Source organism: Gallaecimonas kandeliae (assembly GCF_030450055.1).
Lineage (GTDB): Bacteria > Pseudomonadota > Gammaproteobacteria > Enterobacterales > Gallaecimonadaceae > Gallaecimonas > Gallaecimonas kandeliae.
In genome coordinates this window covers 1,822,031-1,834,113 of the sequence record NZ_CP118480.1, presented here as the reverse complement: position 1 = coordinate 1,834,113, position 12,083 = coordinate 1,822,031, and the positions used below count along the sequence as shown (strand labels likewise).

Here is a 12,083-nt window from a genome sequence, read left to right as displayed (position 1 = left end):
CATCGATACGTCGGGGATCGGATCACAGTCAGGCGGATTGGTTCACCGGATTTGGGAAACAACGCCCTGAAGCATGGCCATATAGGTCATTTATTTTTTTGAAGTGGTCCAGGTCAATGGCCGCCAGGCTTGTTGGGTGTCTGTGGCGCAAGGCGCGCTGGTGCTCATTTCCCAGCTGTTGCATGAAGTGACGCCGATTGGGCACGTTGGTCAATTCGTCTGTTAATGCCAATCGTTCCAACTCTTTTTGTGCTCTTCTCAGCGCCTGCTCTGTTTCTTTTGAACCCGTGATGTCGTTACAGACCAGAACGACCTCTCCACTCTTATTGAGCTGCTCAGTCATCAGCAGCCAGCGGCCGTCAACAAGGTCCACTTCGAAATGGCGGAAGCTGACAGACCTGAACTGCCCATGCACGAACTCAAGCCATTCCTCGGTTGTAGCCCCATGGGTATTGGCGCCAACTCCCTTGGCATGCATCCAGAGCAGCAGGTCGTTGAAACTGTGTCCCAGCACTGGGTGCTCTTCAAGACCGAACAGCGAGATGAAGGTACGGTTGTAAAAGATGAACTTATCGTCTTTATCTAAGACCGCTATACCGTTGCTGCTGTGCGTTACATGCTCGACCAGTATCTCAAGCTTTCCGCCGTACCGTTGCCGTACCGTCCAGGCACAACTCCTACAGCAACGCTCAATTGGAAGACATCCTGTTGCCAAGGGATGGGGCTGCCCAGCGTCGTCCAAAGCTGTTCGGCCAACAGCAAGGGTTCTGGTTCATCACAGACGATAGCAAAGAGCTCTCCGTGAATATGGGCGGCAAAGCCACGGCCTTTGATGACCTGCCTGATGCGGTCGGAGCAGGTGCGTAGGGCATGGAGTGCAGCCGCTACCCCCTGGTATTCGCCGATCTCGACGATCCCGTTCACCTTTAAGAACAGTAGAGCACAGGGTTCTCCTTGGTTAAGGGCGCGGTTTGTCTTCTCCATCAGCAGATCCAGGTTGGGCAACCCCGTCTGTAAGTCGTGATGCATCAGGTAATGCAGAGTCTGTTCGACGATAGGGCAGGTGCACCCTATCTCCTTCCAAAGGATGCGTCCCCACTCATCTTTGGGAAGCGCGAAGAGGGCGCCGGCTCTGCCCACTACAGCAGGGGCCTCAAGCGAATGTTCTGTCATGGCTGCTCTGGCCCTAAAGCGAATTTTCGAAGCGGCTGGTCATATGGTGCAGTTGGTGCGCGGTTTCCCCCAACCGGGCCGCCGCCTCACGGATGGACTCGACGCTGCTGCTGTTTTGCACCATCAATAGGCTGATCTGCTCTATATTTCCCGCGACCTCGGTAGAGGCAAGCTCCTGTTGCCCAAGCATTTCAGCGATGCTGTGCGCAGATGATTGGATGTCATGGTTGGCCACCTTGATCGCGTCGTAGGTGCGCCGGCTCTCTTCCATCATGTCATTGCTACGCAGCATCTCCTTCGAAGCCGCTGCCATGGCAGCGAGGGTCTTGGCAGTACAGGTGTCTATGCGTTCCACCGCTGTCGCGATCTCAACTGTGCTGCCGCTGGTCCTTTCTGCCAGCTTGCGTACCTCGTCCGCTACCACCGCGAAACCACGCCCCGATTCGCCGGCGCGCGCCGCCTCGATCGCCGCGTTCAAGGCAAGGAGATTGGTCTGGTCAGCAATCTCCTTGATGATCAGCGCAAGTTGTTTTATCGAACTCACCTCAGCTTCCAATTCGGTGATCAGCTGTTGCGAATTATCCATCCGCGCCTCCACCCCCCGTGAGGCCTCCAGGGTTGCACAGATCTGGCTAACGCCCAGGTCTACCTGGCCGGCAGCAGCTGTTGCGTGATCGGCACTGTGGCGCGTGGAGTGGGATATCTCAGTGACCGACGCAGACAGCTCTTCTGTGGCTGCAGCCATCATACTGACACTGTCTGCCCCCTGACGTATGCGTTGGGTAGCCGTCTCGACCTGGTTATTGAGGGCATTGGATTGTGTTTCGATGTCGCCCGCTATCCCCAGCATGTCGGCAAACATGGCGCGAAGATGGACCTTCATTGACTGGAAGCCGAGCAGCAAGTGGGTAAACTCCGTGGCTGCTCTGGTGTCTAGCTCGAAGCGCAAGTCCCCGGCCGCAATACGGCTCATGGCATCGCCGATCCGTTTCAGTGGTGACAGGATGCCAAGTCCCATCCACAGCCCGAGGGCAAGGGCTGAAGCGACGCCGGCAAGGCCAGCGAGCCAACGCCAAGGGCCGCTCATCAGGAGAGCGGCGCAGAAACAGATGGACGGGCAAAGAGCCAGCAGCGCCACCCTTGCCGTCAGCGACAGGTCTCGCCGGTAACGCGTGGCAGGGAAGGGAGCTTCGCCCCGCCTGACGGCGGCGTACAGCGCTTCAGCTCTGGCGATCTGCTGTGGCTCTGGCCGAACACGCACCGACATGTAGCCGGTTTTCTGCCCTTGCTCGAAGACGGGGGTGACATAGGCATCGACCCAGTAGTAGTCGCCGTTCTTGCAGCGGTTCTTCACCAGCCCACGCCAGGGGAAATCGGACTTGATGGTGCGCCACATATCGGCGAAGGCCTCAGGCGGCATGTCCGGATGGCGGATGATGTTGTGCGGGTGCCCTACCAGTTCTTCAGGGGTGAAACCACTGACGTCGATAAAGGCCGGATTGGCGTGCAGGATGTTGCCCCTAAGGTCGGTTACGCTGACCAGAGGCCGCCTGGGATCAAGGTGTCGAGCCTGGTTGGTGACAGGTAGGTTGTTGCGCATGCAGGCCTCTCGTCAGAGTTGCTTTGACAGTTGTGTTAGGGATCGCAGCGGCGGAACCGGCCTAGGCTCAGACCGGTTCCGGTTGTCGTTCAAATTTCGTCAGTGTCCTACCGAGGCGGCGTCCACGGTCCGGGCAGCCTTGGGAGCCAGGGCGATGGCGAACGCCGATACGAAGAAGATGACGGCGATGCTCAGCATCAGGCCGTTGGTGGCCAGCATCATGCTTTGCCCCGTCACCGCCTTGTCGAGCGCATCGCGGCCGAACTCACCAACCAGGGACGGTACCTGCTGGACCAGCACGTGGAATTGGCCGGTCGGATCGATGACGCTGGTGAGTTGGTCGTGGGCGATGTAGCGGCGGTCCTGCCAGAAGGTGGTGACCAGGGAGGTGGCAAAGGCGCCGGCGATGGTCCGCACGAAGTTCATCAGGCCAGCCGCCGAGGCCATCTCCTCCTCCTCAACAGAGCCCATGGCCAGTCCGGTGATGGGAATGTAGTAGAGCGGCATGCCTACCCCCATGAAGAACAGCGGCAGGCAGATGGACCACAGGTCCATGTCCGGTGTGGCAATTGCCCGCCACAGCGTGTCGCAGCCCAACCAGGCGCAGCCGATGAAGATCAGCCAGCGCGAATCGATCCGGTTCGACAGATTGGCCGAGATCGGCGAGAAGATGACCGAGAGCAGTCCCCCCCAGGCCACGACAATGCCTGACCAGGTGGTGGTGTAGCCCATGTTGGATTGCAGCCACATGGGCGTCAGCACGTTGAGGCCGAAGAAGCAGCCGAAGGCCAGGGCCAACACCACCATGCTGGCGCTGAAACCACGGTGGCGGAAGACGCGCAGGTTGACGATGGGATGCTCTTCGGTGAGTTCCCAAATGAGGAAACTGACGAAACCGATCACGGCGACGGTGGCCAGGATGCGGATCTCGTCTGAGGCGAACCAGTCGAGGTCTTTGCCCTCATCGAGCATGATCTGCAGGGCTGCGACCCAGATAACCAATAAGATGAAGCCGACGACGTCCATCTTGTCCCTGACCAGCGGATCCTCATAGCGTTTGAGCAGAGCCCAGGCGAACACGCCAAAGGCCAAGGCAAAAGGCACGTTGATGAGATAGACCCATGGCCAGCTGTAGTTGTCACAGATCCAGCCGCCCAGCACAGGGCCACACACGGGCGCCAGCAAGCTGGTCATAGCCCAAAGGCCAGTTGCCAACATGGCCTTGTCCTTGGGGAAGATGCGCAGCAACAGGGTCTGGGACAGCGCCATGATGGGACCGCCGGCCATGCCCTGGAGCACGCGCATCAGCAGCAGCATGTTCAGAGAGGTGGACATGCCGCACAGCAGCGAGGCTACGCCGAAGGTGAACACCGCCACCGAAAACACCCTGACTCCGCCGAAGCGGGAGGTGAGCCAGCCGGTCATGGGCACTGTGATGGCTTCCGCCACGGCATAGGCGGTGATGATCCAAGTGCCCTGGCTGGTACTGGCGCCAAGGGCCCCAGCCATGTTCGGCTGGGTGACGTTGGCGATGGTCATGTTGAGCACGGCAAAAAAGTTGGACATTGCCAGAATGATGGCGCCGACCCAGAGCATCCCGCCTTGCAAGGCGGGAATGTCTTTGCGAGCAGTCGGAGTGTTTGACATCTTGGGCTCCTCGTCAGGACCTGTCGCTGAGATCGACCTTTGCCGTCATCGTCAAGCCGACTCGCAGCGGATGGGCTTGCAGTTCGGCGGGGTCGAGCTGCACCCTTACCGGCAGGCGCTGCACCACCTTGATCCAGTTGCCGGTGGCGTTCTGTGCCGGGATCAACGCAAAGGCCGCGCCTGTGCCACCGTCGAAACCCGTGACTGTACCGTGGTAAACGACGTCTTCACCGTAGATATCGCTGACCAGTTCGACCCGTTGGCCGACGCGCACATCTTTCAGCTGAACTTCCTTGAAGTTGGCGTTGACGTGCATGTTCTGGATCGGAACCACAGTGACCAATGGGGCCGACGGCTGGACACGCTGGCCAAGCTCGACCTCGCGGCGGGCCACTATGCCGTCGACCGGGGAGCGGATGATGGTCCTGTCCAGATCCAGCTTGGCCTGGTCGCGTTTGGCGCGGGCCAACGCCACTTCGGGGTTATCATCAAGGGCGGCGCCTTCGATCAGCACGGCATTGGCCTGCTTGGCGGCAAGGGCGGCTGCGTGGCTGGCACTGGCTTGCGCCACCGCGGCTTTGGCGGCATTCAGCTGGGCCTCGGCCGAGGCGTAAAGGTTCTGGACCTTGGTCAATTCGTCGCCGGAAATGGCGCCTGAGCTCGCCAATGCCTGGCGGCGCTTGAGGTCGGTGGCGGCCCGTTCGAAGTCGGCCTGGGCGGAAGCCAACTGTGCAGAGGCGCGTTTCTCTTCCTCTTCGCTTGCAGCCACTTGCGCTTTCAGGCGTGCATCGTTGGCTTCATACCCCTTCACCCGGCGGATGGCACTGTTGAGCGCTGCTTCGGCCTGGGCCAGCGCCAGTTTGGCATCGGCGGGATCGATGACCACCAGGACGTCACCTTTCTTGACGGCCTGGCTGTCCTTGACCCTGACGTCGGCGACGGTGCCGACGATCGCCGAGGTCACCAGTGCTGATTCCACATCGGTATAGGCGTTGTCGGTCTCGACGTAGTGCGAGCCCATGAGCTCCCAGTAGCTCGCCGCACCAGTCCCGCTGGCGATCATGGCAAGGGCCAGCAGGGAAAAGAGGCGCTTGCGTTTGCTGCGGTTGCTACTGGCCGTTTTGGTCCCGGTTGCGGCTTCGGACGTCACTGCGTTGACAGGCATATTCATAAGTTGCTCCTCAATCTCTTGGTTGGTTTATTCGGGAGTACCGGATGTCGGGGTTGGATTGCCGGGCGCTTGATAGCCGCCGCCAAGGGCGCGCACCAGGGCCACGTTGAGGACCAAGGCGCGGCTTGTCATGTCGGCCAGGGCGCGTTTTGCCGAGATCAATTCGTCCTCTGCGGACAACACATCCAGGTAAGTGGCCAACTTGCCCTGGTAGCGCTTGCTGACGAGTCGATGCGCCTCCTCGGCGGCAGCGACTGCGGCGCGGGAGGCGGCAATTTCCCCGGCCAGGGCCTTGCGGCTGGTCACGGCATCCGCCACTTCACGCAGGGCTTCGGAGAGGGTGCCGTTGTAGCTGGCTACGGCGGCGTCGTAATCGGCACGGGCACCGCGCAGCTGCCCTTGCAGCCGTGCGGTATTGAAGATGGGCAGCGATATCGCCGGACCTACGGCGCCGATGTCGGAACCCGATTTGGTCAGGTTGTCGATGCCAAGTGATTGATAGCCGGCGAAAGCCACCAGGTTCACACTGGGGTAGAAGCCCGCCTTTTGCTGGTCGATGCGCTTGGCAGCCGCCTCGGTAAGCCGCCGCGCCGCGACGATATCGGGGCGACGACCTATGAGCTCCAATGCCAGATTAGCGGGCAGGCCCTTGGGATCAGTGAGGCGGGCAGTAGGACGCGTGATGGCAAGGCCACGATCAGGGCCTGCGCCCAACAAGGCCGCTATGGCGTTTCTTTGCAGCGCGACCCTCTCCTTTGCGAGGAGTAAAGCTGCCTGGGCGGCCGACTGGCGCGCCTCTACCTGCTTCAGGCTCGCCAGGTTTTCCAAACCCTGCTGGTGCCGCTGTTGAAACAGCTCCACCGTCTTGGTGCTTATGCTGAGCGTCGCTTCGGCGGTGTCGAGGACGGTAAACAGGTGAGCCAGTTCGGCATAGGCTGAGGCGATGCTGGTGGAGAGGACCAGGCGGGTCTGCGCTAGCTCAGCCTGGGCCGCCTGCTGTGTCGAGATCGCCGCCGCCAAGGCAGCCCTGTTCTTGCCCCAAAAATCCAGTTCCCAGGTAAGATCCAGCGTCGCCTGGCCGTAATCGTTCCAGCCCTGCGGCACGGCGGATCTTGGCATGAGGGCGTTGTAACTCTGCTTCTCCTGGGTGAAGGCAGCATTTGCCGAGACTTGTGGCAGCAGGGGGGCACCGGCCCCCTGGACGGCGGCGCCGGCCTTGCGCAACCTGGCCTGGGCCAGCGCGAGATCAGGGGAGCCCCGCAAGGCTTCTTCAATCAGTTCATTGAGTTGAGTGTCACCAAAACTTTCCCACCAGTGATCCCCTGGCCAGTGTGCGAACGGAGCAGAGAAAGACTTCACCGTTGCCAACTGCCCGGCAGCTTTTAATTGGGGGGCCGGGCCGAGGTCGGGTATCTGGGCACAGCCACTGGCGGCGACAACACCTGCTGTCAGCCATGCCCATAGAAGGCATCGGTTGACCGAAGAGAGTGGGAATCTGATGTTATTCATAAGGACTCGCTAAAGGTGCCTTGTCTTAGTTGCGTCCTTGGCGCCAAGATCGGCCAAGCACAAGTAAACTGAACGGTTCAGTTTATAAACTTGACCCCGGTGCGCTGTCAAGTGACAATTGAACTGTACGGTTTAGTTTGTGGAGGCCTTATGAAGAAGAGGAACACCAAGCGGCAAACCATCTTAGAGACCGCTTACCGGCTGTTCCGGAACAAGGGATTTGACGCGACATCGGTTTCCGAGATCTCCGCCGAGGTAGGGGGATCCAAGGCAACGATCTATAACCACTTCCCATCGAAGGAAGTGTTGTTCGTCGAATGCATGATGGCGGCCACGGAGGATTACATCTCCAGCATCATCGCGCTATTGGACCAGTCGGAAAAAGATCCGGAGGCCCTGTTGCGGAATTTCGGCGACAGTTTCCTGAGTTTTGTCGCCTCCTCCCGCTGGGTTGCGGTGCAACGGTTGCTTATTGCTGAGGCGGATCGTTCAGGCATAGGCAAACTGTTCTTCGCCAAGCTCACGGCCTTGCGTGGGCACGTTGAGGTCTTCCTGGAGCAACTCATGGCCTCTGGCGTCTTGCGCCGTGACGATCCCCGGCTTGCCGCCAGTCACCTTAGGGCTCTCCTTGAAGCAGAGATACTCGAACCCCTGTTGCTTCAGGCAACGGAAGTAGCACCAGGCGAACAGGAGATCAGACAAGCGGCGGATAGGGCTGTGACGACGTTCATACGAGCCTATGCTCCGGCGGGATAGAAGGGCAGGGGGCACATGCCGACGCCCAAAAATCACCAGCTCGGATTGACTCTGGCAAACTACCAAGAGAGGCTATACCGTACAGTCTGGTTTGATGTGTGAATTACCATGAAAAAAAGGGACGCAAAGCGGCAGGCTATCCTAGATGCCGCTTACCGATTATTCCGGACCCAAGGATTTGACAGAACCTCTGTCTCCCAAATCACCGTCGAGTTTGGCGGTTCAAAGGCAACGGTCTACAACCACTTTCCTTCAAAAGAAGAGTTGTTCGTCGAATGCATGACGGCGAGTGCGGAAGATTTCATCACCGACATCACGACCCAGGCCGCCGAACAACTGGATGCATCAGGGACAGAGCCTGAACAGGCATTGCTTGACTATGGCATACGTTACCTGAGCTTCGTTTGCTCTCCCGAGGTAATAGAAGTCCAGCGCCTGATGATCGCAGAGGCACACCGCTCGGACATCGGTAGATTGTTCTACGCCAAACTGGCGGCGTTGCGGGAGCCTGTCGAGAAGTTTCTGTCTCAGCTGATGGCATCAGGTGTCCTGCGCAACGAGGATCCCCGGCTTGCCGCCGAGCATTTTCGCAGCTTATTGGAAGCTGAAATTCTTGAACCATTGCTGTTGCAGGTGAGAACAGAGTCACCAGACGAAAAAGAGATCACCGTAGTGGCCAACAGAGCTGTGGCAACATTTTTAAGAGCCTATGTACCTTAACTAATTGATGTGAAATAAAACATAGAGACCCATCCCAAATCTCGTCTCGGATGCCAATTGTAACTTCATGTCTTGCCAAGATATCGGTGTCGCTGCGCCATGGCGCAGCCGGCCCGCTCGGCGGTACAGGTGACGGACCTGGCTGTGACTCGAGATTGAGATTTTGGCGGTGCGGCCATGAACAAGGGCCCCACGACCCTTTTTTAGGCTTCCGTTTAGAAGCGGTAGTTGCCCTGCAGCGATACTATGTTGACGCTGCCTTTGGCGGTACCGTCGAAACGGCCGCCCAGGCTGGGGGCGCCGTCTTCGATGACTGCGCCTTCGTGGTCGGCTATGGCTTTCGCTTGCTGCGCAAAGCCTCCACTGAACTCAAGCTGGCCAATATCTCCAAACACTTAATTTAACATAATATACATTATGCGCAATTCAATGTAGCCCGTTAACAATCAGGGGGTCTGGGTGCCGGACGACAACAATGCCTTGGGTTTACAAGCCCTTGAGACCGCCGCCCCTTGGCCCAAAGCCAGCCCTGGCCGACACGGTGTCCCACCCGGTTGTGTTTTGCCGGCGCTGCACTATACCTCTGTCTGTCCATCAATCTAGGGAGCGACAATCATGGGCGACTACTTCGGGGATGCGCAGCAAGCGAGATCAATTGCCGATGAACTTGGGATCAGCGTCGAGGAATGGCTGCAACTGGACGTCGACCTTAATGCCGACACCGGCCACGATGGCGACATGGTGTACGGTTACTACTTCATTGTTCCCGACAACGCCGAGCCGAGCCTGCTGGCCAAGACCGGCTGGCACCATGGCCAGACTGTCAGGATCTCTGCCACGGCCGTGGATTCGGAGCCAGATTTCTATGAGGAACCCAAACACGACTGAGGCACTTCGGCCTTAGTCGGACTGTCTCAGAAGTTACACGGAGAGAACATGGAAAACCTGCACATCTACTACCTGAATCTGAATGAAGACGATTCTGGCAGCTACATAGACCATGAAGTTCATCGTGATGATTGTCATTTGCTGCCGAAGAACACCAATAAATTGAAGCAGATCGGGATGTTTGATTCTTGTGAGCCAGCTGTAGCTCAGGCAAAACTGATCATGCCCAATGCTGATGGCTGTGGGATCTGCTGTCCGGGTTGCCACACAAGCTGATCTAAGATGCCGATAAATGACGTTATCGGCATTAGTTCTGGTGGCGTAACGGCAAGGGGTTGATGGTGTGCAGATGGGCTATGTCATCGCATTCAGAGACGACCAGCCGGTCCTGGGTGCTGAGGTGTTTGCGCAACTCGTCGAGTAGCGGCTGGGCTAACTTGGTGATGCCCGATTCCAGATACCAAAGCCCTTCTTGCAGCTTGATAGCCCGCCAAGCCACCAGCACGTCGTGCAGCTGATGATTGTATTCACCGTTGCGGTTTTCGATGGCGACAAGATAGCGATGAGGCATGATGGCAGCGGCTTGCTGTTATTTTTCCCTGACTGCCATCCTCACATGTGCCGCCCTGCACTAATGTGACGCAGGTCACCAAAATCACCCTAGCCTATACCGCCCAGGCGGTTCAGGGATTTGTTCTCGGCGCTCTGGTGACGCTCTTCCCTGGCGGTATGCAGATAGAGGCTGGTGGTATGGATGCTGTCGTGGCCGGCGTCGGCCTGCACATGGGACAAGGGCCTGCCGACCAGGTTGATGTCGTGGGTGATGCCGGTATGGCGGATGCTGTGGGCGGTCAGGCCACGCATCTCCCTGGCGTCCTGGGCAAAGCCCTCCTTTTCCATGGCGTCCGCCGCTGCCTGGATCAGCCCCTCGACTTCGTCCCTGAGCTGGCGCACCCCCAGGTTGGCATTGAGCTCCCCTACTTCCCTGCCCCGCCCGGCAGCCTTGCGCCGGACAAAAAGGGGCGCCCTGTCATCGGGGGCCGGCAATGCCGGCAGGCCCAGGAAGCGCCGGTAGCGTTTGAGGGCCGCCAGCAATGCCTTGGAGACCGCCACTGTGCGCTTCTTGCCGCCCTTGCTCTGGGGCACGAAAAAACCCCAGATCCCGGTCTTTTGGTCCCGGCGGAACTGGCCCATGCCGGGTGAAAAGCCGGGCCTGGCCGCCACTTCCGAGAGGCGCAGGTAGCAACCATAGAGCAGGCTCACCAGGAACAGGGTTCTTTCGTGTTTCTGCGGCTCTGCCGACGCCAGGGTTTCGGCCACCTCCATGATGTAAGACCACTGTAACTCGCTGAAGATCTTTATCTCTTCTTCATGCGCCGAGAAGCGGCCCTCATTCCTGGCATTGCTGCCATGGTGCCTCAGCCAGAGGGCGGCGGGATTGTGCTCCGTATATTCCTCGCCGATAAGGTAGCTGTAAAAGGAAGAGAGGATGGCCAGCTTGGTGGTCAGGGCCTTGGGGCTCAGCCGATAGGGCTGCTCTACCCCACCCTGGCGTTTGCCGAGGAAAGGCCGCCACTGGGGGTTGGGCAGCCGGCACTGCCACTCCTTGTCGAGGACAAACTGGGCCACGTTGCGGTAGGCGATAAGGGCCTTGGGGGGTGATTGGCAATAGGCCACGTAGCGGCCCAGGTTACGCCGCCGCACCGCCCCTGGGCTGATCTGCTCCACATCGAAGCACCAATGCAGGTAAGTGGTGAGTTCGGATCTGTAGGTCTTGTAGTTGTTGTCGTTGTGGGCAGCCTCGAGCAACCAGTCCAGGGCATGCTCGTAGACGAGGCCGGCATCTTCGACCTGGCCCAGGCTGATCTCGGCCAGGTGCTGGTTGACGACGGGGTTACCGTCTTCCAGGTGCTGGGGGGCGTCGAACAAGGGCAGTACGGGGGGACGTGGCAGCATGGGACAGGACCTTGGCAGGAAAGGCCCTGATTATATGGATTTTTCTTCCACCAAAAAGATTTAACTGTAAATAAATACAGTGTCAATCGGCATCCATGGTGAAAGCGAAGCGTCGCCCTTGCACCTCCAGCACCCAGCGCATGGCGCCGTGGCTGCAACGGGCCAGTTGGAACTGGCCCTGGTAGCCGTCCCCTTCCCCCTTTTTCAGCAGCACCGGCACCTCGCCCATGTACATGGACAGGCCCTCTATCTTGCCCAGCAACTCGGCCTGCTGCTGGCCGGGCAATGACAACTGGACTTGGATGGGGGTCATGGAGCGAAGCGGCAGCGGGCCCAAGGCCAGGGTGGCGCCATCCCGCTGGCAGGGCCCCTGGCTGAAATCGCAGGGGAGCGGCGCCGCCAGGGCTGGGGCCGAGCTTAACAGCATTAAGATGATGGCATTCCTTCTCATGCTTTTCCCTCCGTGCTTCCGGCATCAAAGCCGGCGCTACCTTGATCTGGCACAAATTGCATCATTGCTACGCACTCTAACATGCGCTGCTATGCTGTTGTGTGAAATGGCTAAATTGCTAAAAAGCTGTAGAAATTCAGTTATCGCCCGCTGCCGTTTTAGGTAGACTGGCGAAGATGTGAGCATCTGCCCAGGGTTGAGCGGCACCGGGT

The 12,083-nt window shown here is 59.0% G+C and carries 14 protein-coding genes; 4 read left to right on the top strand and 10 right to left on the bottom strand.

Features of this window, described 5'->3' with window-relative positions; all coding sequences use genetic code 11:
- Nucleotides 1–28: 28 nt before the first annotated feature.
- The 6 genes from PVT67_RS08970 to PVT67_RS08945 all read right to left on the bottom strand — a co-directional run bounded on the left by PVT67_RS08970 (nt 29) and on the right by PVT67_RS08945 (nt 7,100).
- The gene (locus PVT67_RS08970) at nt 29–715 is read right to left on the bottom strand and encodes a GGDEF domain-containing protein (protein WP_301499553.1); all 687 of its coding nucleotides are present in this window, start codon (nt 713–715) and stop codon (nt 29–31) included.
- A complete protein-coding gene (locus PVT67_RS08965) occupies nt 613–1,173 on the bottom strand; it encodes a GGDEF domain-containing protein (protein ID WP_301499552.1) in 561 nt (186 codons plus the stop codon). The genes PVT67_RS08970 and PVT67_RS08965 overlap by 103 nt, the downstream gene beginning before the upstream one ends.
- A 13-nt stretch (nt 1,174–1,186) precedes the next feature.
- The gene (locus PVT67_RS08960; protein WP_301499551.1) at nt 1,187–2,773 is read right to left on the bottom strand and encodes a methyl-accepting chemotaxis protein; all 1,587 of its coding nucleotides are present in this window, start codon (nt 2,771–2,773) and stop codon (nt 1,187–1,189) included.
- A gap of 99 nt (nt 2,774–2,872) precedes the next feature.
- On the bottom strand, nt 2,873–4,420 hold the full coding sequence (locus PVT67_RS08955) for a DHA2 family efflux MFS transporter permease subunit (RefSeq protein WP_301499550.1): 1,548 nt from the start codon (nt 4,418–4,420) through the stop codon (nt 2,873–2,875).
- A gap of 13 nt (nt 4,421–4,433) precedes the next feature.
- Nucleotides 4,434–5,591, bottom strand: a complete 1,158-nt coding sequence (locus PVT67_RS08950) for an HlyD family secretion protein (RefSeq protein ID WP_336407828.1) — start codon at nt 5,589–5,591, stop codon at nt 4,434–4,436.
- 27 nt (nt 5,592–5,618) lie between these two features.
- Nucleotides 5,619–7,100: an efflux transporter outer membrane subunit gene (locus PVT67_RS08945; protein ID WP_301499549.1), complete on the bottom strand. Its 1,482-nt coding sequence runs from the start codon at nt 7,098–7,100 to the stop codon at nt 5,619–5,621.
- A gap of 150 nt (nt 7,101–7,250) precedes the next feature.
- On the opposite strand from PVT67_RS08945, the gene PVT67_RS08940 reads away from it, so the two are divergent.
- Complete coding sequence (locus PVT67_RS08940; protein ID WP_301499548.1) at nt 7,251–7,856, top strand: TetR/AcrR family transcriptional regulator; 606 nt, start codon at nt 7,251–7,253, stop codon at nt 7,854–7,856.
- A 108-nt stretch (nt 7,857–7,964) separates the two neighbouring features.
- On the top strand, nt 7,965–8,576 hold the full coding sequence (locus PVT67_RS08935) for a TetR/AcrR family transcriptional regulator (protein ID WP_301499547.1): 612 nt from the start codon (nt 7,965–7,967) through the stop codon (nt 8,574–8,576).
- A 215-nt stretch (nt 8,577–8,791) separates the two neighbouring features.
- Here PVT67_RS08935 and PVT67_RS08930 read toward each other — a convergent pair whose 3' ends face one another.
- Nucleotides 8,792–8,971, bottom strand: a complete 180-nt coding sequence (locus PVT67_RS08930; RefSeq protein ID WP_301499546.1) for a hypothetical protein — start codon at nt 8,969–8,971, stop codon at nt 8,792–8,794.
- A 220-nt stretch (nt 8,972–9,191) separates the two neighbouring features.
- On the opposite strand from PVT67_RS08930, the gene PVT67_RS08925 reads away from it, so the two are divergent.
- Both PVT67_RS08925 and PVT67_RS08920 read left to right on the top strand, forming a co-directional pair.
- Nucleotides 9,192–9,464, top strand: a complete 273-nt coding sequence (locus PVT67_RS08925; protein ID WP_301499545.1) for a hypothetical protein — start codon at nt 9,192–9,194, stop codon at nt 9,462–9,464.
- A 48-nt stretch (nt 9,465–9,512) separates the two neighbouring features.
- Nucleotides 9,513–9,740, top strand: coding sequence for a hypothetical protein (locus PVT67_RS08920; RefSeq protein WP_301499544.1), 228 nt, complete (start codon nt 9,513–9,515; stop codon nt 9,738–9,740).
- Nucleotides 9,741–9,771: 31 nt separating this feature from the next.
- Here the strand turns inward: PVT67_RS08920 and PVT67_RS08915 are convergent, their stop codons facing one another.
- From PVT67_RS08915 to PVT67_RS08905, 3 genes are all read right to left on the bottom strand, one after another.
- Nucleotides 9,772–10,035: a hypothetical protein gene (locus tag PVT67_RS08915; RefSeq protein ID WP_301499543.1), complete on the bottom strand. Its 264-nt coding sequence runs from the start codon at nt 10,033–10,035 to the stop codon at nt 9,772–9,774.
- Between the two features lie 89 nt (nt 10,036–10,124).
- A complete protein-coding gene (locus PVT67_RS08910; protein WP_301499542.1) occupies nt 10,125–11,420 on the bottom strand; it encodes a tyrosine-type recombinase/integrase in 1,296 nt (431 codons plus the stop codon).
- 82 nt (nt 11,421–11,502) lie between these two features.
- On the bottom strand, nt 11,503–11,871 hold the full coding sequence (locus PVT67_RS08905) for a hypothetical protein (RefSeq protein WP_301499541.1): 369 nt from the start codon (nt 11,869–11,871) through the stop codon (nt 11,503–11,505).
- Nucleotides 11,872–12,083 lie beyond the last annotated feature (212 nt).